This window comes from Marinomonas polaris DSM 16579 (genome assembly GCF_900129155.1).
GTDB classification, from domain to species: Bacteria; Pseudomonadota; Gammaproteobacteria; order Pseudomonadales; family Marinomonadaceae; genus Marinomonas; species Marinomonas polaris.
Genome location: NZ_FQVF01000007.1, coordinates 238,766 through 263,917 on the forward strand (window position 1 = coordinate 238,766; position 25,152 = coordinate 263,917).

Genomic DNA, 25,152 nt, shown 5'->3' on the forward strand with positions numbered 1-25,152 from the left:
AAAATGAGTCTGTAATTCTGTGTATTCAATGTCTTATATTTTGGTCATTAAAAAGCAGAATCATTGGTCGTAAAAATAGTACGTTTTATCAATGATTCTGCTTTTTAGGAGAAGAATATTCTCTATCTACCAGTTTCCAGAGTTTCCATTAGCGTCTAAGAATAACTCACTTTCTTGTGCTTTCTTCGAGTCATCCACAGGTGGAGCTTCAGGTGACTGGGGAGCATCATCAACTTTCACCGTACTTTCTGCGGCTTTCAGTTCTTCTGTTGCGCTAGGCTCTGGGGTTGGAGGTGTTTTTGTTTTATCAAATTCGTCATTAAAACCAAGGAGCTGCGGGCGATAAATACGGAACGCGCGCATGAGCTCACCTTTAGCATTAAATAAACGAAATTCTGAGAAAAGTTCATCGTAGTCCGCATTGACATAATCTTGGCGAGCTTGAAATAGTTCGTTCTCGCTATCTAATACATCCAGTAGAGTACGGCGGCCTAAGCGAAATTGTTTTTCATAAGCAATTTGTGATTCTTTTGTCGCAATGACATATTCACGAATTTGCTCCTTTTGACCTGTGGTTGCTTCAAACGCTGCCCAAGCTAATCGCACAGTGAGTTCAGTATCTCTTATTGTGTTACGGCGTATTTCAGAAGCTTGGAGGTTCTGTTGAACGGCAACTTCTTGTTTGCGTTTGTGTGTGCCGCCGCTGTAAAGGTTATAGTTCAATCGCACCATGGCTAATAAGTCTTCGCTTGGTCCTCTATCGCCATCTATATTGTTGTTCCATGTGCGCTCTAAGCCAAAACTAATCGTTGGGTACTTGTCTGCATCGGTAATTTTTTGAGCGCTTTCTGTTGCTGCAACGTCCCATCGTGCACCTTCGATTGCTGGATTCTTCTTCAATGATTCATTAATCGCCGAATCAAGATTTTTTGGTATCAAGTCTTTATCTGGCATCGGATAGATTAAGTCTTTCGGCGGCATTTCTCCGACAATATTTTTGTAGTTGCTTTCGGCATCTTGGAGATTGTTAATTGCAGCAAAGTGATTTGCATGGGCTTTAGCGAGGCGTGCGGTTATTTGGCTAAGATCCGATTGACGTCCAATACCTGAGTCACTTTTTAATTTAATTTGCCCATAAATGCGCTCATGGGTTTTTAAGTTCAGTTCTGCAAGGCCGACAAGTTCTCTGTAGCGTAAAATGTTAGCATAGACCTGAGCCACTTCTAGTGCAGTATTTTCAACAGAAATCAGTGCGCTCCAACGATCGGCTTCGGCCTCGCTGTTTAAGCGTTCGACTTCATTTTTTGTTGAGAATCCGTTAAATAGGGGCTGATTCAGCGCAAGTTTCAGTTCGCGACGAGTAAGATCAATATCGTCCGGGTTGCTATTGTCTGCGTAGGTTGTTTCACGGCCTATGCCAGCGGAGAGATCCACGCTTGGGTAGTAGCCGGAACGACGAGCAATATCTGCATTTTCTTTGGACTCTCGATATTTTGCGACAGCTTGTCTTACAGCAGGATTGTTTTCTATTGCCGTATATGTCGCTTCTTCGAGAGTGATTGCATGCGCTATTGCTGGTAGGAAGGCTGCTCCTATATAAACCGTGCAAGTCAAAACTATTCGATTAAACATGTGATCATATGTCCTTTATTAAGTCCTGCTTGAATGGTAAAGGCATTCATAGCCTTAATATGTAGCGATTCTGTTAGTTAGGGCTTTATCAAAGAATAGGTTAGATATCGCCCCATAGAGCATTAATTACACTAAGCGCAACAATAGGTGCGGTTTCTGTTCTCAGTACTCTTGGACCTAAAGTGATAGCATTAAATCCTGATTTTTCAGATAGTTGGACTTCTTTTTCGGTGAGCCCTCCTTCTGGCCCGATCAATAAAGCAATGCGATTATTGCTCGGTTGCTCGAACTGACGAATAGGTTTTGCACTGTGGTGATGTAATGTTAGTTTTAACATTTCGTTACAATTCTCCACCCATTCACTTAATTCTATAGGTGGATATACAACAGGAACGACGCCTCGACCGCATTGCTCTGCCGCACTGATAGCAACTTGCTGCCAATGTTGTTGGCGTTTTTCAGCTCGGCTGTCTTGCAGCTTCACTTCACAGCGTTCGCTAAAAAGAGGTTGGATAGCAAATACGCCTGCTTCAACGGATTTCTGAATGGCGTAATCCATTCGTTCGCCACGAGATAGAGTTTGCCCAATAGTGACTTGGATTGGGGATTCGTTATCCAGTGCTTCAAAGTCTGCTACGTGAATATTAGCAGAGCGTTTTTCAACATCGCACAGGGTTGCGTTAAATTGACCACCTTTACCATTAAGCGCTTGGCCATTAAACACGCGAATAGGATGGCCTGACTTTAAACGCAGTACTTTGCAGAGATGCTGAAATGCCGAATCAGGTAAGGCAAAGATGCTATTTTCGCTGAGTTCTGTATCGATAAAAATTCGTGGAATACGCATGTTTTGCCTTATGTTTTCGGGAGTATTAAAAAATAGAAATAAAAAAGCCTTCCTCTGCACATTTTATCTAATAAAAGAGTAAGGCAGAAGAAGGCTTTATAACGGAAAATCAGGAAATTATAAACCGGCAGCTTTGCGTAATGCGTCCGCTTTGTCTGTTTTTTCCCAAGTGAAGTTTTCACCTTCACGACCAAAGTGGCCGTAAGCCGCTGTTGGAAGGTAAATCGGGCGTTTTAGATCTAGCATCTTGATCAAGCCTGCTGGTCGTAATTCAAAGTGTTCACGAACGAGTTGTGAAATTACAGCGTCGCTTACTTTACCGGTACCGAAGGTATTAATACTGATTGACGTTGGCTCAGCAACACCGATGGCGTAAGAGATTTGAATCTCACACTTATCCGCAAGACCTGCAGCAACGATATTCTTCGCTACATAACGACCAGCGTATGCAGCAGAACGGTCAACCTTGGATGGATCTTTACCAGAGAAAGCGCCACCACCGTGACGCGCCATGCCGCCGTATGTATCAACGATAATTTTACGGCCAGTTAGACCACAATCTCCAACTGGGCCACCAATGATGAACTGGCCTGTTGGGTTGATGAAGTATTTAGTATCTTTTGATAACCATTCAGCAGGAAGAACTGGCTTAATGATCTCTTCCATTACCGCTTCACGAAGGTCCGCTTGTTTAATGGACGCACTGTGTTGAGTAGAAAGAACAACCGCATCGATAGCGCATGGCTTGCCATTGTCGTCGTAACGGAAAGTAACTTGGCTTTTTGCGTCTGGACGAAGAAAATCCAGTGTGCCGTTTTTACGGACTTCCGCTTGGCGTTGAACTAAACGATGTGCGTAAGTGATTGGGGCAGGCATTAATACGTCAGTTTCGTTAGTGGCAAAACCAAACATTAAACCTTGGTCGCCAGCACCTTGTTCGTGCTCGCCAGCTTCATCTACACCTACTGCGATATCGGCAGATTGTTTGCCAATAGCATTCATAACCGCGCAAGATTCCCAGTCGAAACCCATGTCTGAGCTGTTGTAGCCGATTTCACGAATGACGCCACGAGCGATTTCTTCAATGTCGACCCATGCGTTAGTACGAACTTCACCCGCAACTAGAACCATGCCTGTTTTTACAAGGGTTTCGCAGGCAACACGTGCTTCTGGGTCTTCTGCCAAAATGGCATCAAGGATGGCGTCGGAAACTTGGTCCGCGATTTTATCTGGATGACCTTCAGAAACGGATTCTGAAGTAAATAAAGAATATTCTGACATGTTTAGTGCCTCTATCAAAAATGATGGATAAGCGCTAAATAGGTATAAAAAAACCCGCTTAGCAATGTTTATAATTCAAAAAAGCTAAACAGGTGATATTGCTTCTGTTTAGCTGAATTTATATAGCGTCCGCAAGCCGAAACAAATCGACGCTGTTAGTGGCAAGAATAATGGACTAGAGCTGTTTAAATATCAACCCGATCTATGGATTTTAATGAGGCAAAGGGCGATTTTTTTGTTACGATGGTGCAGATTTTTATGTATTTTCATTTTCTTTGCCCAATGTTTGGGCGTCACGGTGGTGCCAGCATTGCAAGGTGGCTCTATCCTGTAGAGAATGTTTCTTCTATTTTGTTCGTTAAGCTATCAGGAGTGGAATAACCATGCCGTCTCGTAAACAACTTGCTAACGCCATACGTGCATTGAGTATGGATGCCGTACAAAAAGCTAACTCAGGCCATCCAGGTGCGCCAATGGGTATGGCGGATATCGCTGAAGTGCTATGGAATGACTTTCTAAAGCACAACCCAAATAACTCAAAATGGGTTGATCGCGACCGCTTTGTGTTGTCAAACGGCCATGGCTCTATGCTGATTTATTCTTTATTGCATTTGTCTGGTTATAAATTGCCAATTGAAGAGCTAAAACAATTCCGTCAGCTTCATTCTAAAACTCCAGGTCATCCAGAATACGGTTACACCGATGGCGTAGAAACCACAACTGGTCCATTGGGCGCAGGTATCAGTAATGCGGTAGGTATGGCGATTGCTGAGAAAACTCTAGCAGCACAGTTTAACCGTGAAGGTCATAGCATCGTTGATCACAACACTTACTGCTTCCTTGGCGATGGCTGCTTGATGGAAGGTATTTCTCACGAAGCGTCTTCTCTAGCTGGTACTTTAGGTCTAGGTAAATTGGTCGCTTTTTGGGATGACAACGGTATTTCTATCGATGGTCATGTTGAAGGCTGGTTTACTGATAATACACCACAGCGTTTTGAAGCTTACGGCTGGCATGTAATCGCTGACGTAGATGGACATGATCCTGAAGCGATAAAAGCGGCAATTGAAGCAGCAAAAGCTGAAACAACTAAACCAACCTTGATTTGTTGCAAGACGATTATTGGTTTTGGTTCACCGAACAAATCTGGCAGTCACGATAGCCATGGTTCACCACTAGGTGAAGCTGAAGTTGCTGCTGCTCGTGAATTTCTAGGTTGGCCTTATGCTCCTTTTGAAATTCCTGCTGATGTTTACTCTGGCTGGGATGCGAAAGAAGCGGGTTCTGCTCGTGAAACTCAGTGGAATGCCCAGTTCGAAGCGTATAAAGCGGCTTACCCTGAATTGGCAGCAGAATTTGAACGTCGTGTGATTAAGGGCGAATTGCCTGCGGATTTTGAAGCCAAAGCACAAGCTTTCATTCAAGAAAGCCAAGACAAAGGCGAGAACATTGCCAGCCGTAAAGCGTCACAGAATGCGATTGGTTTCTTCGGCGCTATGTTGCCAGAATTACTAGGCGGTTCTGCGGATCTTGCAGGTTCTAACTTGACGTTATGGTCTGGCTCTAAAGGTATTCAAGACGATCCAGCGGGTAACTACATTTACTACGGCGTTCGTGAATTTGGTATGAGCGGCATCATGAACGGTGCTTCTTTGCATGGTGGTTTTATTAACTACGGTGCGACTTTTATGATGTTTATGGAATACGCGCGTAATGCGGTTCGTATGTCTGCTTTGATGGGCATTCAAAACGTATTTGTTTACACGCATGATTCTATTGGCCAAGGTGAAGACGGTCCAACTCATCAACCAGTTGAGCAATTGGCTAACTTGCGCATGACACCAAACATGTCTGTGTGGCGCCCATGTGATGCAGCAGAAACTGCAGTTGCTTGGAAGGCCGGTATCGAACGCCGTGATGGTCCAACGTCATTGGTTTTCTCTCGTCAAGGTTTGCCAGCACAGTCACGTGATGCCGAGCAATTGGCAAATGTTGCGAAAGGCGCCTATATCCTTAAGGACTGTGCTGGTACGCCAGACCTTATCTTGATCGCAACCGGTTCTGAAGTAGGCCTAGCGATGGATTCTGCTGAAGCGCTAACGGCGAAAGGTAAGAACGTTCGTGTGGTATCTATGCCATCAACAAATACATTTGATGCACAAGATGCTGCTTACAAAGAGTCTGTATTGCCAAGCAGTGTGACTAAGCGTGTTGCTATTGAAGCTGCTCACACGGATTACTGGTACAAGTACGTTGGTTTCGAAGGCGCTATGGTGGGTATGACGACTTTTGGTGAGTCTGCTCCTGGTGGCGATCTGCTGAAATACTTTGGCTTTACAGTAGACAATGTAGTTGCGACTGCTGAGAGAATTCTAGCCGCGTAATCTCATTGCTTGATAAGAAAAGAGGTGTACGTTTGTATGCCTCTTTTTCCTTTTATTAAGGCGGAGAGTGATGGTTTTTAGATCACTTTCTTTGCGATGAAGTAGTAGGAATATGTTGCGAGTCGCTATCAATGGTTATGGTCGTATCGGACGTTCGGTATTACGAGCGCTTTATGAAAACGGCTACCGCGATCACATTCAAGTGGTTGCTATTAATGAATTGTCTGACATTGAGACAATCAGTTATCTTACGCGCTATGACACGACTCATGGCCGCTTTCCTCAGTCTGTTTCGACTCAAGGTAATGCGTTGCTTATCGGCGATGATGCTATTTTGTGTTTTTCCTGTGCGACACCTGATGAACTTGATTGGTCATCTCTTGAATTAGATATGGTGCTTGAGTGCTCTGGTAGCTTTTCTGGTCGAGAAGGCGCGCAAGCTTACTTAAATGCAGGTGTGCCACGACTGTTGCTTTCTCAGCCGGCAGCGGCAGATGTTGATGCGACGATTGTGTATGGTTTTAATCATCATGATATTCAAGCGGATCACAATATTGTTTCAGCAGCATCTTGTACTACTAATTGTTTGATTCCTGTTTTGGACATCGTTAAGCAATTTTCTGGTGTTGTTCATGGTATGACACAGACGATTCATTCGGCGATGAATGATCAGCCAGTGATTGACGGCTATCACACGAAAGACTTGCGCCTGACGCGTGCCGCTTTGAGTTCTATTATTCCTGTGGATACTGGATTAGCGAGAGGTATTACACGCATGATGCCGGAATTGGAAGGCAAAATGGGTTGTAATGCGGTACGTGTGCCGACCTTGAATGTCTCGGTTATTGATTTAGTGTTGCGCACAGAACGAGACGTTACCGCCGAGCAAATCAATGCGCAGTTAGAGCAAGCGGCAAGCTCAAAATATGCAGGCTTAATGGGCTTCACCAAAGAAGCACATGCTTCGGTGGATTTTAATCATGATCCGCGTTCGGTGATTATCGATAGTACGCAAACCCAAGTAATCGATCAGCGAATGGTGAAGTTACTGTGTTGGTTTGATAATGAATGGGGCTACGCTAACCGTATGTTGGATGTGGCTAAGTATTGGGCTGGTGTGATTAAGCAATCAAAATTAGATTGATTCACCCGAACATTAAATAACGAGGACATCGTACATGACCGTAATTAATATGAAAGATGTGGATCTGGCGAATAAACGTGTGTTAATTCGAGAAGACCTAAACGTGCCAGTAAAAGACGGCAAAGTAACCAGTGACGCACGTATTCGTGCTGCTTTGCCAACCATTAAATTGGCGCTAGCAGCTGGTGCGAAAGTCATGGTGATGTCTCACCTTGGTCGCCCAACAGAAGGTCAGTACGAAGAAGAATACTCGCTTCAACCAGTAGCGACGCATCTTTCTGGTTTGCTAGGACAAGACGTACCGTTAGTAAAAGATTGGTTGGATGGTGTTGAAGTTGAATCTGGTCAGCTTGTTTTGGTTGAAAACGTACGTTTTAACCTTGGCGAGAAAAAAGACGACGAAGCTTTGTCTAAAAAAATGGCTGCTTTGTGTGATGTGTACGTGATGGATGCATTTGGTACGGCTCACCGTGCCCAAGCTTCTACTCACGGTGTAGCGAAATTTGCACCAATCGCTTGCGCTGGCCCATTGTTGTCAGCTGAGCTTGAAGCATTAGAAAAAGCTTTGGCGAAACCAGCTCGTCCAATGGCGGCCATTGTTGGTGGTTCAAAAGTATCGACTAAGTTGACTGTTTTAGAATCTTTGTCTGACAAAGTTGATCAGTTGATAGTAGGTGGTGGTATAGCCAATACCTTCCTAGCTGCTGCAGGTTTTCCAGTGGGCAAGTCTTTGTACGAAGCAGATTTGATTCCTCAGGCAAAAGCTTTGATGGCGAAAACCAGCATTCCGCTACCTGAAGACGTTGTTGTAGCTACCGCGTTCGCGCCAGATGCTGTTGCGACAGTCAAAAATGCTGCGGATGTTGGTCCTGACGATATGATTTTGGATATTGGGCCAAAAGCAGCCGCTGCGTTTGCGGCTTTGCTTGAAAAATCTCAAACGATTATCTGGAATGGTCCAGTGGGTGTTTTTGAATTTGACCAGTTTGGTGGCGGAACTAAAGCGCTTGCGATGGCCATTGCGAACAGCAAAGGGTTTTCCATTGCGGGTGGTGGCGACACATTAGCGGCCGTTGATAAATATGAAATTGCGGATCAAGTTTCCTATATTTCGACCGGTGGCGGGGCGTTTTTGGAGTTTGTGGAAGGAAAAGTGCTTCCAGCGGTTGCGATGTTAGAGTCTCGCGCGCAAAATTAGTATCAAAGAATGACAAAGATCGTTCTAAAGCATTTTATAAGTAATAAAAAGGTGAAAAGCCTACTTCGTTAACACCGTTAGAAGCTGGATGTGGTTTCTGCTGAAAGCGGTGTTGGCGAAAAACAAAACTAGAGAGTGACCTACTCGGCGCGAGTCGGGTATGACAATAACGATAAGGCGTAAGCCACATGGCTTGTGATAAGCAACGTCATGATTACAAGATTATAGAGTTAACTAACACCATAACTCTGTTCGTTATAAATACAATATAAGACAAATTGTCAGAGGAAATCTTTTATGCCTTTAATTAGTATGCGTCAACTGCTCGATCATGCAGCAGAACACAGCTATGGTTTGCCAGCCTTCAATGTGAATAACATGGAGCAAGTTAAGGCGATCATGGAAGCTGCTCACGAAGTGAATTCCCCCGTTATCATGCAAGCCTCTGCTGGTGCTCGTAAATACGCTGGTTCGCACTTCTTGCGTCACTTAATTGCTGCAGCGATTGAAGATTACCCGCATATCCCTGTTGTGATGCATCAGGATCATGGTACGTCCCCAGCTATCTGTCAGCGCTCTATTCAGCTTGGCTTTTCGTCGGTCATGATGGATGGTTCTTTGATGGCCGATGGTAAAACACCGGCTAGCTATGACTACAACGTTGATGTAACTCGTCGTACTGTTGAATTCGCACACGCATGTGGTGTATCAGTAGAAGGTGAGTTAGGTGTATTGGGTTCTCTAGAGACTGGTCAAGCTGGTGAAGAAGACGGTGTTGGCGCTGAAGGCACACTTTCTCATGATCAAATGCTGACAGATCCACAAGAAGCAGTGGATTTTGTTAATGCAACTGGCATTGATGCATTAGCTGTGGCGATTGGTACAAGTCACGGTGCTTACAAGTTTACTCGTCCGCCTACTGGCGACATTCTTGATATCGAGCGTATTGCGAAAATCGTAGAGTTGTTACCAAATACTCACATCGTGTTACATGGCTCTTCTTCTGTTCCACAGGATTGGTTGTCTATCATCAACGAATTTGGTGGCGACATTCCTGAAACTTACGGTGTGCCGATTGATGAGATTGTTAAGGCGATCCGTTACGGTGTTCGTAAAGTGAACATTGATACAGATTTACGTTTAGCGGCAACAGGCGCGATTCGTCGTAGCTTGGCTGAACACAAAGGCAACTTTGATCCACGTAAATACTTAACGGAAAGTATCAAAGCGATGAAAGCGGTTTGTATTGATCGTTATGAAGCTTTTGGTTCTGCAGGCCAGGCCTCTCGTATTCATACTATGGATCTTGAAGAGATGGCTGTTCGTTACGAGCGCGGTGAATATTCTGGCGGTCGTATTTTTTAAGCCTTGCTTTGAAGAGAGTGATGCTTAATAAAAATGGCGAGTAAATATAGGTTAAGGAAAATATTTTTAAGTTTTTTATAAAAAAGCCAAAAAAACTATTGACCGGAAAATTCAATTACCTATAATGCTCGCCATTCCTTGCGGGAGTGGTGGAATTGGTAGACACGCTGGATTTAGGTTCCAGTGCTTCACGGCGTGAGAGTTCGAGTCTCTCCTTCCGCACCAAATTTAAAAAAAAGCTGACTTTATGTCAGCTTTTTTTTTGTCTTTTTTCCTTTCGATTTTAAAATGGGCTGCAAGCCATTTTTTTCGTTATTAAGTCTATTCAGCGCACATTTATCACACTGAAGCGTATTTTCTTGTTCCTGTTATCACCAAAGTTCGTTAACTTGGTTAGAATGATTTTTTTCTATGATGTTTAATCGGGTTCGGTAATGCGAAGACTACATTCTTTTGTTATATGGATTGTGCTAGGGAACGTGGCTTTCACTGTCCAAGCCGCTAACATGGCGCTTGATCTTATGGATAGTCATGACTTTTATCAGTCGACACCAAGACAAGGTCCTTTGGCTGAGCAGTTCACTACGATAGTTAATTCTCCTCCTAATCCAATACGGGTGTCTCAAAAGCGTGCAGTGCGTATTGCGTTGTTGTTATTTGGTGATATGAATTCCCTCGAAAATAGATCAATCTTAGCCACATTCAGAAAGCGAATGCGCGAACTAAATATTGATTATCGCTTAGATACTTATATGGACGGTTTTGAGTCTAATGGCGATTTAACATCTTATTTTAAGATGGCTGATGCCCAGCCAGATTACATTATTATGACTAAATTGGGCTCGGTTCAACGTCGGTTTTTGGAGCGTTTTTTACGCTCAGGTAAGCCAAAAATTATTTTGTACGACTTTGCCTCGCCGTTAACCCATTGGATGAATCATCCGCCATTAATGTACGTTGGTTTTGATCAAAAAAAGGCAACTACAATGCTTGCTAGTTACCTTGAACGTCAGTTACCCGCAGAGACAAAGATTTCAGCATTGGTTTTGCCGACAGGCTATCTTGGCCATATGCGTTGTGATTTATTCCTTGATGAGATGGCGAAGTATAACCGTCACATCAGTCGTATTAGAGCCGTATCGGATGATAAGCGCAGTGCATTTGAAGCGGCTCAAATTTTATTAAAAGAGAATCCAGCAGACTTTATTTTTAGCTGCTCGCAGAATATTTCTGAAGGCGTGGTTGCAGCATTACAAGCCGAAGGTTTTGATACGCAGATTCAGACTAATGCATGGGGGCTATCTTTGAGTGGTATTGCGGATTTAGAGAGCCGAAAAATAAAGGCGAGTGTGCTTTTTATGAAGGATGATCTTTCTATTGCGATAGCAGAAGCTATCAAATTAGATCTTGAGGGAAAGAATATGCCCTCCCTTTATGTTGCTAACTCTATGCTTGTGCCCGCAGAGTTAGATTCAGAAAGTCTACGCTTGATGGTACAGCAAGCTCATCATTATTCGGTGGAACTATGGCAGGAGTAACGATTAGTTTACAGCATCGATTACGCTCAAAGGTGCTTATATTAGTTTGTGTGGTTTTTTTAGCTGTGACTTTTATGTCTTTATATTTTATTGAGGCGTTAAATCAAACAGCCGCTGAAAAAAACTTAGCACTAAAGCACCGTGTTGTTGAGCAAGCTTTTAATGGCTATTTGGCTCGTGCTGAAGATGAAATGAAATTTATTGGTCAGGATCTTGCGTTGAGTAATTATGCGGTTGGACGTGAATTGGATTTGTTGTTCAGCCACCACGAAGTGTTGTTTTTTGGCGGGTTGGATTTTTTCTATATTGAATGGGTAAATGGCAAGCATTCGATGGATCCTAGAGCGCGCCTGTTTACCAAAGTAGATTTACAATCTGTATTGGGAGAAGGGCTTATTAATCGATGGACGTCTATAGTGACAACAGATGATTCCATTTTGCTGATGTTTAAAAAGAAACTGCTTTCGTCAGGCCAAGAAAATATTGGTTTTTTATATGGCTTCATTTCATTAAACGACAACTTAACCTTGGCTAATGAGTTACTTGAAAGTGCCCAAGTCAGTGCTGTGCAGGTTTATGATAATGCACATAATCGTGTCTTGCTTGAAGAACATAAAGTCGGTGTGGATTTGTCTGGAGCAACATTACATTCTCGCTTGCCCTTGGTATCACCTATTCAAGCAGATTTGCAATTAGATATTATTCAAAAGCGCATTTTTTCTTCTACGATCTTAACCAATGCGTTGCCTTTGATTGCTGGGATTGGGGTTGTTTTATTCTGCTTTTGTTTGCTGCTATTTCGCCAAGTTAAAACATTAATTTTTCAACCTCTTGAGTCAATTGTTTATCGTCACGAGGAAGGCCTACTGCCATACAGTGAACTACAGCCGATACAGTTACAAAGCAATCAATATAAAGCCTTTATTGAGTCCAAAGAGAATAGGTTTAAGCTTCTCGCAGAATCGATACACAGTGCCATTATTTTCTGCACCGAAGTGGCTGAAGTAGAGTTAATCAATTCAGAAGCAAAGCTACTTTTTCCTGACGCTGAAAAAGCTCGAACGCTTTTTGATTTTATGCCTATTTCTTGTCATCAATCGATTCAAGAAGCGTTAAAAGGCGAAGTAGGTGTTGCCTTTGAGTTAACTGACAGTAGTTTAGGTCGAATATATCAATGGCAAGTTCATTCGTTTAAAAACGAGAGCAATTACCGCGGCTTATTATTAGTAGGGCGAAATGTTACCCAAGAAATCAGTTTAATGTGGCAACTGGAGCAGCTGCAGCCATTGTCGTCTGCACAGCAAAAGAAAGTAGATACTGACGCTATATTGAGTGAGTTGACGTATCTTTCTTCACTGCCTGGATATATTGATAGTAAACATCTTCAGGGCTGGCTTGGGTTATTAATATCCGTATTAGATGACATTAGTAGCCTAGACAGTAAGGTATCTTATTTGCCCATAGGAGAGGTCTTTTGTCAGGAAAGTGCTCGGGTTATGGCTGCAATGGGGGTAGAGGCGAATAGGGCGCTATTGGACTGTTCTGTCGAAGTAGGTGCAAGAAACATTGCAGTGGATGCAAATTTCAGAGGGCTGATTCGCGCTTTGCTCATGATGGTGATGTCGAATGATATGGCTGAACGTCGATTGACTGTTCGCTTCGATGGCGAAGAACTTGAAATGATTGCGATGAATGATATGGCATTCAGACCTCTTTTTTACTGGATGATTAAGATGTTGCTAGCACCTCTTGGAGGGCAGCAAAAGACCTTACAAAATAATGCCTTGCAGATTAATTTGATCATGGAAGAGTTGGAGTATCAGTCTATACTCAAGCAGTTAACACCTAATCAGGTTGTGGCTTGGGTCGCAAATGATTACCCCAATCCCAATATTATCAAAGCTGCTTTAGTTAGACTTGGGTTGCAGGTGGAAGAATATGTCTCAACGGATAGCTTTTTTACTCAATCCAGTGCTGTGGTGAAATTTGATGCGGTACTGATTGGCTGTGATAAAGACGTTGAAGCACAGGCAGATATGACCCGAGCCCTTAAACTAAAATATAATCGTGATGAGCTTCCTATCGTTTGGCTTAATAGCACCTTGCTGATGGAGGTGGATCCAGATGTTTTTACCTTGCAAGGATGTTCTTTCGACTACAATTTACATCAAGTGTTAGCCAAAGCCTGTGAGTTGGAGGGGGTTATCCCCACTCATTCGTATGAGCAAGCTTTATCTTGGGTGATGATTGGTGGCAGTCGAATCACAAAAGCAATTTGGTATGTCGAATTAGAAAAGTATGAGGTGGCGACACAATGGTTGGTAGATTTATCTAATTATCACGTAGTGCTGTCATATCACCCTGATGCTGTTGTTGTATTACTTGAACCCCAACCTAGAACTCTTTTGCGATCAATTCAGACTGCTTTTCCGAAAGTTCGATTTTTTTCGGTGCAAAAGTGGCCTGAAATGCCGGATAATGTGTCATTTTTTAGTATGACATTGCCTTACTCTGGTGATCAAATACGATTATTTACACAAAATGTTATACAACAGAATACAAACCTGAGGAGCAATGAATGAGCGTAATTGGATTAATTGGAGCCATGGACGAAGAAGTCGCTGTTATCAAAGCGTGGATGACAGATGTCCGTGAGCAGACTATTGCGGGTTGTGATTTTTTTGTTGGCCACTTTGAAGGTAAAGACGTTGTATTGCTGAAATCTGGTATCGGTAAAGTAAATGCTGCGGTTTCTACTACTTTGCTACTATCACAGTTTAAGCCTGAATATGTAATTAACATTGGCTCTGCTGGTGGTTTTGATCCTGATTTACAGGTTGGTGATGTAGTGATATCAGATCAAGTGGTACATCACGACGTAGACGTGACGGCTTTTGGTTATGTCATGGGGCAAGTGCCAAATATGCCAGCGACCTATGCGGCGGATGAAGCCTTAGTTAATCAGGCAAAAGCTGCGCTGCAAAAAGTCACTCAAGTACAAGCAAAAGTGGGATTGATCGGAACGGGTGACAGTTTCATGAATGATCCTGTTCGAGTGGAAGCAGTGCGAGCGACTTTCCCCGAGCTAGTTGCTGTTGAGATGGAAGCTGCGGCTGTTGCTCAAGTGTGTTTTAAATTTGGAACGCCATTTGTTGTGGTACGTTCTTTGTCGGATATTGCAGGTAAAGAATCTCCTCAAAGCTTTGAGGAATACCTTAAAGTGGCTGCCGAGAACTCCTCTCTAATGATCCAACAAATGCTGAAAGGCAACTAAAGTATGCCATGGAACAAGGGTTATATTACTGCGTTTTGCTTAGTAACTTCCTGGCCCTTGTTCGCTCTTTCTGCAGAAGAAACGAGAGATGATGTCAACACTCAAGCAAAAGTTAGCCAACAAGCAGAGAGTGATGATGTTCCTTGGTGGTTGAGTTCCCATGAAACGGTTTCAAAGACAATTGGTAATTGGTCGACGAATATAGATTCCTTTTTATCTGGTGAACAAAGTAGAGAAACTTCAGATAGTTACTTAGAAGTACGATTTGGTTCTGTACTGAGTGGCAGTGATCGCTCAGGTTTTTTTGATTTCCGTACACGGCTTAAATTGCCGAATACTCAAGATCGACTGCGTTTAGTTGTCGAGTCCGAGCCTGACTCTTTAGCTCCTGAGAGCTTGAGAGGTGAATCGTCTCAGCAAAAAGGCGTTGTGAATTCTGCTTTGAAATCTAACGTTTCGGCCGCTGTACGTTATATAAAAGACGATATAGGGCTAGATGTTGATGCAGGTATAAGAGTTGATTTTCCACTTGACCCCTTTCTGCGCTTGCGCCTTAAGCAGGGTGAAGTTACTGATCAATGGAGCTGGTGGCAGAATCAAGAGGCCTTTGCTTATTACTCCAAAGGTATTGGTGCTCGTTATGGCGTTGGTTTAGGCTACGCGGTGAGCCCTACACTAAACTTTGGTTCAGATTTTGGCGTAACTTGGCTTGATAAAGAGGGGCTGTTTTATGTTCGTGAAAATTTCTCGATTCAGCATCGATTGGATGATAAAAACCGTTTAGGGTACCAGTTGAGCTTTCTGCAGTCGGGAGATAATTCTATTGGGTCTGACAGTTTTTTATACAATGTTCAATATGAACGCCTGCTTTATAAAGATTGGCTAATTGGTCAAATAATACCGCAATTCACCCATGAAGCGGATGATGGCTATGACGGTACGTTTTCCCTCACCTTGTCTTTAGCTATTTTGCTCGGACCTGAGTACCTACGTTAAGAGATTACGTTGATTAATAGTTTGCGTTAATCAGCCCTTCTATTTATTTGTTTTTGCGCAAGCGATTAGATTTGTATACGGGGAACTCGTATAATGCCGCGCTCTATAAGTATCTATCGCCTCCAAGAGGATCAGCCATGAGACCGGATCAAATCCAACCAGAAATGTATGAAAAGCAGCTGCAAGATAAGCAAGCTGAATTAGCCAAATTAATGGCGACTTTGTCATTGCCTGAGATGGAAGTATTTGCGAGTCAGCCGACTCATTACCGCATGCGAGCTGAATTCCGGATTTGGCATGATGGTGATGATTTATATTATGCGATGTTTGATTCTGCAGACCCTAGAACGCCGATTCGTACTGATCAATTTCTGGCTGCGTCGAGCCTTATTAATGAGCTGATGCCAAAACTGCTTGATGCTGTTCGCGATATCCCAGTTTTACGTTACAAGCTCTTTCAAGTGGACTTTTTAACGACAACTACAGGTGAAGCCTTGATCAGTTTGCTTTACCATAAACCGATTGATGCTGAATGGAATGCCGCTGTTCAGCAGCTAAATGACGCCTTTCCTGCGTGCCATTTTATTGGTCGTAGCCGTAAGAAAAAGCAAATTATTACTCGCGACTTTGTAATGGAGACGCTAACGGTAAATGGCCAAAAATTCCATTATCAACAAGTTGAAAATAGCTTCACTCAGCCTAATGCTGGCATCAGTGAAAAAATGTTGGAATGGGCGTTGGATGTTACTAAAGAAGCATCCGGTGATTTGCTGGAAATGTATTGTGGTAATGGCAACTTTTCTATTCCTCTAGCTCGTCGTTTTGATCGAGTGGTTGCGACAGAAATTTCAAAAGTGTCAGTTAATTCTGCGCAGCTGAATATTGCTATCAATGGCATGCACAATGTTCAAGTGGTTAAAATGGCCAGTGAAGATGTGTCTGCGGCCTTGAATGGCGACGTAGAGTTGCCTAAGAGCTTGGTTCAGGCTGGCGTTAGCGAATTGACTCCTTCTGTTGTGTTAGTGGATCCACCACGAGCAGGTTTAGATGATGCGACGGTTGAATTGATTCGTAAGATAGATTCTATTCTTTATATTTCTTGCAACCCTGAAACGCTGAAAGCGAATTTAGAAGCCTTGTCGAGCACCCATGAAGTGGTCCGATATGCCATGTTTGATCAGTTCCCTTATACTCATCATGTCGAAACAGGTGTGTATTTGCAGAGAAAAACTCAAGTAGAATAAAACAAATTTGCGATCTAGGTAATCAGGCGAGGCTGCTATGAGCATTGTTCTTCTCATAATGAAAGACATTCCTGTAGCAGCGGTAGGTTACGCATTATTCTGTGTTAATATAATCAAACTTTTTCCCCCACCACCAAAGAGAAGTCGAACGAGCCATGAGTAATAACTCACTAGACAAAGACAAAATTAAAATCTTGTTATTAGAAGGCGTTCATCAATCTGCATTGGATGCATTGCATGACGCAGGCTATACCAACATTGAATACCACAAAACTGCACTAGCAGAAGATGAGTTGATCGAGAAAATCTCGGAAGCGCATTTCATTGGTATTCGATCTCGTACTCAGTTAACAGCGAATGTTTTAGAGCATGCTAACAAACTGGTTGCCATTGGTTGTTTCTGCATTGGTACGAACCAAGTAGATCTCGATGCAGCAAGTGAGAAAGGTATTGTTGTCTTCAACGCGCCATACTCCAATACTCGTAGTGTTGCAGAGCTAGTTCTTGGTCAGTTAATTCTATTACTTCGAGGTATTCCTGCGAAAAACGCAGCATGTCATCGTGGCGGTTGGATTAAATCTGCAGCGGGTTCTTTCGAAACTCGTGGTAAGCGTTTGGGTATTATTGGTTACGGCAGTATCGGTACTCAATTGAGCGTTTTGGCAGAATCTTTAGGCATGGAAGTATGCTTTTACGATATCGTCACTAAATTGCCATTAGGTAATGCGCGTCAGATTAAGAGCTTGAAAGAATTGCTGTCTACTAGCGATATTATCAGCTTGCATGTACCAGAAACGAATTCGACTAAGATGATGATCGGCGCGAAAGAAGTGTCTCAAATGAAGAAGGGTTCTATCTTCATTAATGCTTCACGCGGTACGGTTGCCGATCTAGACGCTGTGGCTGAAGCTATTAAGTCAGGAGATTTAGGTGGCGCAGCTGTCGACGTATTCCCTGTTGAGCCTAAAGGCAACGATGAAGAATTCGTATCACCACTACGTGGTTTAGACAATGTGATCCTAACGCCTCATATCGGCGGTAGCACAATGGAAGCGCAAGAAAACATCGGTATTGAAGTGGCTGAGAAGCTTATTAAATACTCTGATGTTGGTACCACTACAGCAGCTGTTAACTTCCCAGAAGTGGCATTGCCATCTCAGGCCGATAACCACCGTATTCTTCATATTCATGAAAACCGTCCTGGTGTGCTTTCTAAGATCAACGCGATCTTCTCTGAAAACAACATCAACATTACGGGTCAATACCTTCGTACAACGGAGAAGCTTGGCTATATGGTAATGGACGTGGATGCAGAAGAGGGCGAATTAGCGCTTGAGAAAGTAAAAGAAGTGGAAGGAACGGTTAAAGCACGCGTTTTGTTCTAAGTTTTTCCTTTCTACTCTTGATGTTAAAAAATCCAGCTACGGCTGGATTTTTTGTATCTGTCGTTCTTTCTTAAAAATAAAAAGCTTAAAGACAAAAGGCCTATCTTGGAGCTAGTTGATTCCCAATGTAGTCGTAATGTCTTGAATTTTCTGTTTGATGTTATTGGTCACTCCAGCCATAAACGCTTCAGACTCGTTGGCTTGCTCTCTTACTTTGACGACGGCGCTATTTAGCTTATTCATGCCGAGTTTTTGCTCTGCAGCATAGCCGGTTGCCTTTTTCGCTAAATGGCTAGATTGCTTAGATTTCTCAAGAATATCTTGTGCCGATTGACCGAGAGCATGGGTCAAATCTATTTGTTCAATTGAAGCTGTTTCAATTAAATCTATATTCTGGGTGAGTTTATTGCTTGCTGATGTCAGCTGTGAAAAGATCTTCGTGATCTCTTCTAGGGATTGTTGGGTTCTGGTAGATAAGGTTCTCACTTCAGAGGCGACCACAGCAAAGCCTCGGCCATGTTCACCTGCTCGTGCTGCTTCTATGGCAGCATTGAGTGCAAGTAAGTTAGTTTGCTCTGAGATGTCTCTGATGCCGCCAACAATAGAGGAGGCGCTAGAAACGGATGAGCTTAAGCTGGTTAATGCCTTTTTACTGCTATTAAGTCGCTCAACCGTAGTTTGGTTAGCAAGTGCCAGTGATGCAGCCTGGTTTACACTGTGTGACATGGCGGTATTGGTTTCGGTAGCATAATTTGCTACTTCTTGAGCGCGCACTTCAGCTTTACTCGCTAGCGTTTCGACTTGGTTCGACATGTTTAGTGTATCATCTAATTCGTGTCTAGAGGCCGTGCTTAATTCGTGCACTTGCCCAAAGGCACTCAGCATCTCATTAAGTGAGATTGAGATATTGTTTAACTCGGTATCTCGTTGCTGTCGTTGTACGGCAATTTGTTCTAAGTAGCGGTTTAAGTAATGGGCTACGTCTGACAGTTCGTTTTTATTCTTGCCGACTTTAAGGGTGTTGATGTTTTGGTGCTCGACTAAATCTTTTACCGCTGTGTATAAATCTCGAGCGCTTTTTACAACGACCTTGTTTTGGAAAATATGCACTGAGATAGTGGTTAAAATCATCAAAATGACGAAGACAGAAAATGCGACTAAGGTTTGTTCTTGAGTGGCTTGAGCGCTTTTTTGAATGTCTTCAGTACCAGCCTTTAAAATCTCTTCAAGCTGATTAATGAGCGAGCGAATCTTGTTTTGGGCGGTAACCGCTTGTTGGATATTAATTAGGCTAGAATCAACATCTTTTAAATAGCGGCTTGACCAAGTGTGCAGCTCACTTTTGGTTTCTTCAAGAGGATCGACTGCTTCCGTTGAACTCTCTGAATCGCTTGCCCATCCCATTAATGACGATAAATCGTCAGCAGACTCTGTGTCTTTTTTTTCGTCTAATTCTAGTATGGGAAGTTTACCGAAATCAGCGATATGGGATTTAAAGACTTCAATGGATTGAACTAAGCGTTGCTTATTCTCAGGCGTGCTTTTTGCAAGATAGTTGTCTTTTGCATTACTCACATGAGCAAGGTCTGCGTATAACAAAGCTTGGCTTGCTAAGTAAATAGCTGCGGACTGCAGATCATGGTGTGATTGAAATAGCGCAACTTTATCAGCCAGAGTATCTAGCGATAGTAAGGTTTGTCTTTCATTGTTCTCAATCAATGCATAAGGGTTTCCGGACAGTTTACCTGCTGCTCTAACATCAGATTGAAGGCTTTTTTCTATTTCAATTAATTGTCCATTTATTGGATCTTTAATGGTATTGGGAAGTGAGTTAAGTGCGGGACGAATTTTTTTCTCAATAAACTCTTGTGCTGTTTGCAGTGCAGACGCCTCCCCCGATGATAAATAGCCTTCAATTTGTTGCTTTAAGTCGATAGAGGAATATTCCCAAACTTGAGTGTAGGTGTCACTTTGCTCAAAAGCGCTGCGAAATTTCATTAAACTCCAAAGAAGTAGCGCGACCAACATGGCTGCAATAATGAAATAACTCACGGTGGTTGTGCGTGTAACATGGGAGATTTTCAATTCAGACCCTACTTTAATTTACATAAATCGATGAATACGACTACCTTAATATGAGTATGTGACAAAAATATGACTGGTATTGTGTGAGGTATATGAAACAGGAGGGTTATAGAAAGTCTTAAACTGTCTAAAAGCGCCTTATTTTTGACTGTTTACGTCTTGGTTAGGGTTAATCCTGTCTAATTGGAAAAAAAACCTTCCATGGTCACTTTTTCGTCATTATTTTGTATTAGATTAAAACGGATATTAAACGAACGTTTAATAAAAGTGTGTTTTGGATGTTAAGCCGCTTTTCTCATGAAACAGCAATTAATCATATAAAATAAAAGGAGCTCAAGAATGACCCTTTCCCGTCGCCAATTCGTGAAAGGCGCCTCTATCGCAGGTGCTGTTGCCGCTACACCGTTTTCTATCAATAAAGCCATTGCTGCTAATAAAGAGCTGCGTATTTATGCGTGGGCTGGTTACATTACGGATGAAATGCTAGCGGATTTCAAAGCAAAAACCGGTATCAATGCTACGTTTACGCCATACGGTACTAATGATGAGTTGATGAACTCTCTACGTGCTACGGACGGAACTGGCTTCGATATTATTATGCCGACTGTTGACCGCGTACCAGGCTATGTCGACTATGAGCTTGTGCAACCTCTTGATGTTAAAAGAATTAAATGGAGTGGTTGTTTAGAAAGCGCATTGTCAGGATCGGATGTTGGTGGGATTGTAAAAGGTAAGCGTTATTTTGCACCATCGGATTGGGGTACGGAAGCGATTGCTTACAATAAGAATGATGCAAAAGTCAGCAAAGAGCTAAGCTACGGTGATCTTTGGTTACCAGAAAACTCTGGTGGCGTAACGGTTCGAGGACACTCCGCTCTTGTTGGTATTGGTTTGTGGTTAGAAAAAGCGGGTAAGCTGCCTTTTCCATTGCTAGATTCGTATAAAAACGAAAAAGCCATGCGCGCTAACTTTGATGTTATTTTGAAAACAGCGGTTGAACATAAAGGCGCGATTGCTCAGTTCTGGTCTACAGAAAACGAAGCGCAAGGCGCATTCCGTACCAATGGCGCGACTATCGGCCAAACTTGGGATAGCACCGCATTTAAACTGCAATCGGAAGGCGAGCCTATTGCATACGGCGCACCAAAAGAAGGTGCATTGGCTTGGATGGAAGGTTTTGTGATTCCTAAGAATGCCAACAATGTGGATTCAGTCTATGAATTCATCAACTGGTACTACACGCCAGAAGCGGGCGCTATGTTCGTCAAAGCGACAGGATACAACTCCACCGCGAAAGGTGCGGATGCTCTATTGCCAGCAGAAACTAAGCAGTTTTTCCAAGACTCTTACAGCAAACAAGACCTTGCCAACCTTTGGTGGTGGCCAATCCAAGAGCCATGGTACGTCGCATTACGTAACGAATACCAAGACCGTTACTTGTCTGCATAAACCTCGAAGGCCCCTTGTGATTTTCACGAGGGGCTTTTTTGTATCGAGACGATTGTGTCAAGAAAATCAATCAGCGAGAGAAATATGGATAGCAGTGTTCATCTAGATAATACCGTCATGCAATTTGGTGATTTTACCGCCATACAACAAACCGACTTAACGATAAAATCCGGCGAATTTTTTAGTTTTTTAGGGCCTTCTGGTTGTGGTAAAACTACGATTCTCAACATGATAAGTGGCTTTATAGATCCAACGCAGGGTGACATTAAAATTGGCGGTAAGAGCATGCGTGGCGTGCCAGCAAATAAACGTCCCACCTCGATGATTTTTCAAAACCTCGCACTTTTTCCTCTCATGACGGTCGCTGAAAACATTGAATTCGGCTTAGAGGTTCGCGGTGTTTCGAAAAGTGAGCGCAAAAAAGCATCAGATCGATTGCTAGAGCTGGTGGCTTTGGAAGGTAGCGGCACTAAAAGAGTATCTGAGTTATCTGGTGGGCAAAAGCAGCGCATTGCCATCGCTCGAGCCTTAGCTGTTGAGCCACAGGTCTTGTTATTAGACGAGCCGTTGTCCGCATTGGATTTAAAACTGCGCCAACATATGCGTACGGAATTAAAAGCGATTCAACGTAAAACGGGCATTACCTTTATCTACATTACGCATGATCAAGGCGAGGCGCTCACTATGTCTGACCGAGTGGCAGTAATGTCGGCAGGACGAATTCAACAAGTAGCCGATCCTATTACCTTATACCGAGATCCTCATACCGCGTTTGTTGCCTCATTTGTTGGTGAAAACAATGGGGTTTCAGGTAAGGTGATCGAAGCTAATTCCGATTTTGTCGTTTTAGATTGTGGGCCACTTGGCAAGCTGGCAGGACGTTCGCAAGGTAATATAGCGGTTGGGGCTGATGCCACACTTTTTATACGTCCTGAGCACTTTAGGTTACAAGCAGAGGAAGGAATGCATACCCTGCGAGCTACTATTGATGAGGTGAATTTTGAGGGTGCGTATTTGACTCTTAATGCCAATACGCCTGCTAACTTACCTTTGTCTATTCAGCTTGGTACACATCAGTTTTCTGATTCGTTGAAAAAAGGCGCGCCGGTTAGTCTTTCTTATAATGAACAGGATGCCATTGTGATTGCCGGAGGCGGCCATGTTTAGTCAGCTAAAATCGAGATTTGGTAGCAGCTTGGCGGTTGGCATTATAGGCATGATCGCTATTTGGCTGATTGGCTTGGTGATTTTGCCACAGATATTAATGGTGGATTACTCATTTCGTCCGAATCTATTGCCTGCCGATATTGGTGGGCCAAACGATACGTATTCCTTAATGAATTATGAGACTTTGTTCAGTAATAAAATACATTTGGCTATTTTCTTCAAAACCATCTGGTCGAGTGTATTGGTTACGTCACTGACGCTAGTGGTAAGTTATCCGATTGCTTTTTATCTTGCCAAAGTCGCCACGCCTCAAAAAGCCGCGTTATGTTTGTTGTTACTGATTATTCCTTTTTGGATCAACGAAATTTTACGGACGTTTTCTTGGTACATCATCCTAGCCTATAAAGGGCCGCTGAATGCTTTGCTATTAGGGCTAGGAATCATTGATCGTCCCATTCGATTTTTATCGGGTGATGGTGGTGTGCTGATCGGTATGGTTTACGCCTACATCTTATTTATGATCTTTCCTATTTATAACGCCATTGAAAGTTTGGATACCAACCAGATTAAAGCGGCTCGTAATTTGGGTGCAGGTTGGATTCGGACACATTGGCGTGTGGTTATTCCCCATGCCAAACCAGGTATTGCAACAGGTTGCATTATGACCTTCATGTTAGCGGCGGGCAGTTATGCTGTACCTGCGTTGTTAGGTTCTCCAGGTAGTCGTTGGTTTACTCAAATTATCTACAATTGGTTTTTTGAGGGCGGCGATTGGAACCAAGGTGCGGCATATGCATTTTTATTGCTGATTATCTGTATTGGTTTTATCGCCTTGGTGATGCGCGTCTTTAAAGTAGGTTTGGGGGACATTGCAAAATGAAATCTGAAACTATTATGCGATTTGCCGTGCGCTTTTATATCGGCGTATTTTTTGTCTATTTATTCACACCGCTTATTATTATGGGGTTGGCGACTTTTAATGACAGTCGTTTTCCTACTGTTTCTCCGTGGAAAGGCGCAACGCTTAAATGGTTTGAGGCGCTTGCTCAAGATGGTGCGATGTGGACAGCTTTATGGACAAGTGTCTTGGTTGCGGCTGGTGTATTGGTGATTGCTGTGCCAATTGGCATTTGCTGCGCTTTGTTTTTATCCACGGTGCAAGGTAAAGGGAAAACCTTCATTTATACCTTGATGATGTCACCGCTGTTAACCCCTGGTGTCATCGTGGGTATTTCAACGCTTATCTTTTGGAAAGGCTTGTCTGTGAGTGGCGGCGTGTTTTTAACTGTTGTTGCACAAACCACCTTTATTGCCGCTTATGTCATGCTGATGGTATTGGCTCGTTTGCAGCGATTTGATCGTACGCTTGAAAATGCTGCGTTAAGTTTGGGTGCGACACAATGGCAAGCATTTCGTCGGATTTTGTTGCCTTACTTAAAGCCAGCGATTATCTCCGCGGCAGCAATTGCGTTTTTGCAATCGTTTGAAAACTACAACACGACCTTGTTTGTTAAAGGTTACGACACAACGCTAACTGTCTATATAGCATCTAAAGTGAGAACGGGCTTAACACCAGCAGTAAATGCGCTTGGTTTGGTGATGATTTCTATCACCATCTTGTTGGCAATTGTTTATGAGGTAAAACGTCGTCGAGAACTTTCTACTAATTCATAATGAAACTGAGAGAGATATTTGAAATCTAAAGGTCATTATTTGTACAAATAATGACCTTTTTTGTGTCTTTTGATCACTGTGTAGCCAGTTTCTGAGGATGGAGCAAATAAATATGACAAAATGATAAAAAACTCAAAAAAGGGTTGCACAAAATCTGTAGATCCTTAATATACGCCCTCGCTGACACGGACAAGGCCTCAGAGCAACGAAGACCAAGTTCAACTTTACTAGATTAAAATCTGGTTGAGTATTCAAGTCAGCCCGCTCTTTAAAATAGATAATCAGATAATTTGTGTGGGCGCTCGCTGGAGGCTTCAGAAGATCATCGCAGACCGGTTTTACCGAGATGTAGTTGATCAAAAAAATTGAAGTCTTGCGAAACGTCTAACACGTCAATTCGCTTTATGTTGGCTTGTTGTTCTTCGGGATGATGAGTCGATTAAGTTATTGTTAGTGTAATAGATTTTGAGTAAGCAAACTTTTTAACTG

At 42.9% G+C, this 25,152-nt stretch carries 18 protein-coding genes and 1 tRNA gene; 15 read left to right on the forward strand and 4 right to left on the reverse strand.

Annotation, left to right across the window (positions count from 1 at the left end; translation table 11 throughout):
* Nucleotides 1–126: 126 nt before the first annotated feature.
* From BUA59_RS09420 to metK, 3 genes are all read right to left on the reverse strand, one after another.
* Nucleotides 127–1,632, reverse strand: coding sequence for a TolC family outer membrane protein (locus BUA59_RS09420; protein ID WP_072839454.1), 1,506 nt, complete (start codon nucleotides 1,630–1,632; stop codon nucleotides 127–129).
* Between the two features lie 100 nt (nucleotides 1,633–1,732).
* Entirely contained in the window at nucleotides 1,733–2,479 is a 747-nt protein-coding gene (locus tag BUA59_RS09425; RefSeq protein ID WP_072839455.1) for a 16S rRNA (uracil(1498)-N(3))-methyltransferase, read from the reverse strand.
* Nucleotides 2,480–2,596: 117 nt separating this feature from the next.
* Nucleotides 2,597–3,760, reverse strand: coding sequence for a methionine adenosyltransferase (metK, locus tag BUA59_RS09430; protein ID WP_072839456.1), 1,164 nt, complete (start codon nucleotides 3,758–3,760; stop codon nucleotides 2,597–2,599).
* Nucleotides 3,761–4,143: 383 nt separating this feature from the next.
* Between metK and tkt the strand changes: the two genes are divergently transcribed.
* The 11 genes from tkt (at nucleotide 4,144) to serA (ending at nucleotide 18,288) form a co-directional block, all read left to right on the forward strand.
* Nucleotides 4,144–6,144: a transketolase gene (tkt, locus tag BUA59_RS09435; RefSeq protein WP_072839457.1), complete on the forward strand. Its 2,001-nt coding sequence runs from the start codon at nucleotides 4,144–4,146 to the stop codon at nucleotides 6,142–6,144.
* 112 nt (nucleotides 6,145–6,256) lie between these two features.
* A complete protein-coding gene (locus BUA59_RS09440; protein ID WP_072839458.1) occupies nucleotides 6,257–7,288 on the forward strand; it encodes a type I glyceraldehyde-3-phosphate dehydrogenase in 1,032 nt (343 codons plus the stop codon).
* 34 nt (nucleotides 7,289–7,322) lie between these two features.
* Nucleotides 7,323–8,486: a phosphoglycerate kinase gene (locus tag BUA59_RS09445; RefSeq protein ID WP_072839459.1), complete on the forward strand. Its 1,164-nt coding sequence runs from the start codon at nucleotides 7,323–7,325 to the stop codon at nucleotides 8,484–8,486.
* A 297-nt stretch (nucleotides 8,487–8,783) separates the two neighbouring features.
* Nucleotides 8,784–9,851 carry a class II fructose-bisphosphate aldolase gene (gene fba, locus BUA59_RS09450; RefSeq protein WP_072839460.1) on the forward strand — a complete coding sequence of 356 codons (1,068 nt, stop codon included), beginning with the start codon at nucleotides 8,784–8,786 and terminating at the stop codon, nucleotides 9,849–9,851.
* A 140-nt stretch (nucleotides 9,852–9,991) separates the two neighbouring features.
* Nucleotides 9,992–10,076 (forward strand) — tRNA-Leu (locus tag BUA59_RS09455).
* 209 nt (nucleotides 10,077–10,285) lie between these two features.
* Nucleotides 10,286–11,389, forward strand: coding sequence for an autoinducer 2-binding periplasmic protein LuxP (locus BUA59_RS09460; protein ID WP_072839461.1), 1,104 nt, complete (start codon nucleotides 10,286–10,288; stop codon nucleotides 11,387–11,389).
* A complete protein-coding gene (locus tag BUA59_RS09465; RefSeq protein ID WP_072839462.1) occupies nucleotides 11,377–13,971 on the forward strand; it encodes a hypothetical protein in 2,595 nt (864 codons plus the stop codon). Before BUA59_RS09460 ends, BUA59_RS09465 begins: the two co-directional genes overlap by 13 nt.
* Complete coding sequence (gene mtnN / locus BUA59_RS09470; RefSeq protein WP_072839463.1) at nucleotides 13,968–14,663, forward strand: 5'-methylthioadenosine/S-adenosylhomocysteine nucleosidase; 696 nt, start codon at nucleotides 13,968–13,970, stop codon at nucleotides 14,661–14,663. The genes BUA59_RS09465 and mtnN overlap by 4 nt, the downstream gene beginning before the upstream one ends.
* A gap of 3 nt (nucleotides 14,664–14,666) precedes the next feature.
* Entirely contained in the window at nucleotides 14,667–15,659 is a 993-nt protein-coding gene (locus BUA59_RS09475; protein ID WP_072839464.1) for a hypothetical protein, read from the forward strand.
* A gap of 137 nt (nucleotides 15,660–15,796) precedes the next feature.
* Nucleotides 15,797–16,903, forward strand: a complete 1,107-nt coding sequence (trmA, locus tag BUA59_RS09480) for a tRNA (uridine(54)-C5)-methyltransferase TrmA (RefSeq protein ID WP_072839465.1) — start codon at nucleotides 15,797–15,799, stop codon at nucleotides 16,901–16,903.
* A 155-nt stretch (nucleotides 16,904–17,058) separates the two neighbouring features.
* The gene (gene serA, locus BUA59_RS09485; protein WP_072839466.1) at nucleotides 17,059–18,288 is read left to right on the forward strand and encodes a phosphoglycerate dehydrogenase; all 1,230 of its coding nucleotides are present in this window, start codon (nucleotides 17,059–17,061) and stop codon (nucleotides 18,286–18,288) included.
* A gap of 111 nt (nucleotides 18,289–18,399) precedes the next feature.
* Here the strand turns inward: serA and BUA59_RS09490 are convergent, their stop codons facing one another.
* A complete protein-coding gene (locus tag BUA59_RS09490; RefSeq protein WP_072839467.1) occupies nucleotides 18,400–20,286 on the reverse strand; it encodes a methyl-accepting chemotaxis protein in 1,887 nt (628 codons plus the stop codon).
* 426 nt (nucleotides 20,287–20,712) lie between these two features.
* Here BUA59_RS09490 and BUA59_RS09495 point away from each other — a divergent pair, with 426 nt between their 5' ends.
* From BUA59_RS09495 to BUA59_RS09510, 4 genes are all read left to right on the forward strand, one after another.
* The gene (locus tag BUA59_RS09495) at nucleotides 20,713–21,822 is read left to right on the forward strand and encodes an extracellular solute-binding protein (protein WP_072839468.1); all 1,110 of its coding nucleotides are present in this window, start codon (nucleotides 20,713–20,715) and stop codon (nucleotides 21,820–21,822) included.
* A gap of 84 nt (nucleotides 21,823–21,906) precedes the next feature.
* The gene (locus BUA59_RS09500) at nucleotides 21,907–22,989 is read left to right on the forward strand and encodes an ABC transporter ATP-binding protein (protein WP_072839469.1); all 1,083 of its coding nucleotides are present in this window, start codon (nucleotides 21,907–21,909) and stop codon (nucleotides 22,987–22,989) included.
* On the forward strand, nucleotides 22,982–23,869 hold the full coding sequence (locus tag BUA59_RS09505) for an ABC transporter permease (protein ID WP_072839470.1): 888 nt from the start codon (nucleotides 22,982–22,984) through the stop codon (nucleotides 23,867–23,869). Before BUA59_RS09500 ends, BUA59_RS09505 begins: the two co-directional genes overlap by 8 nt.
* Nucleotides 23,866–24,663, forward strand: coding sequence for an ABC transporter permease (locus BUA59_RS09510; protein ID WP_072839471.1), 798 nt, complete (start codon nucleotides 23,866–23,868; stop codon nucleotides 24,661–24,663). The genes BUA59_RS09505 and BUA59_RS09510 overlap by 4 nt, the downstream gene beginning before the upstream one ends.
* The last annotated feature ends 489 nt before the right edge of the window (nucleotides 24,664–25,152 follow it).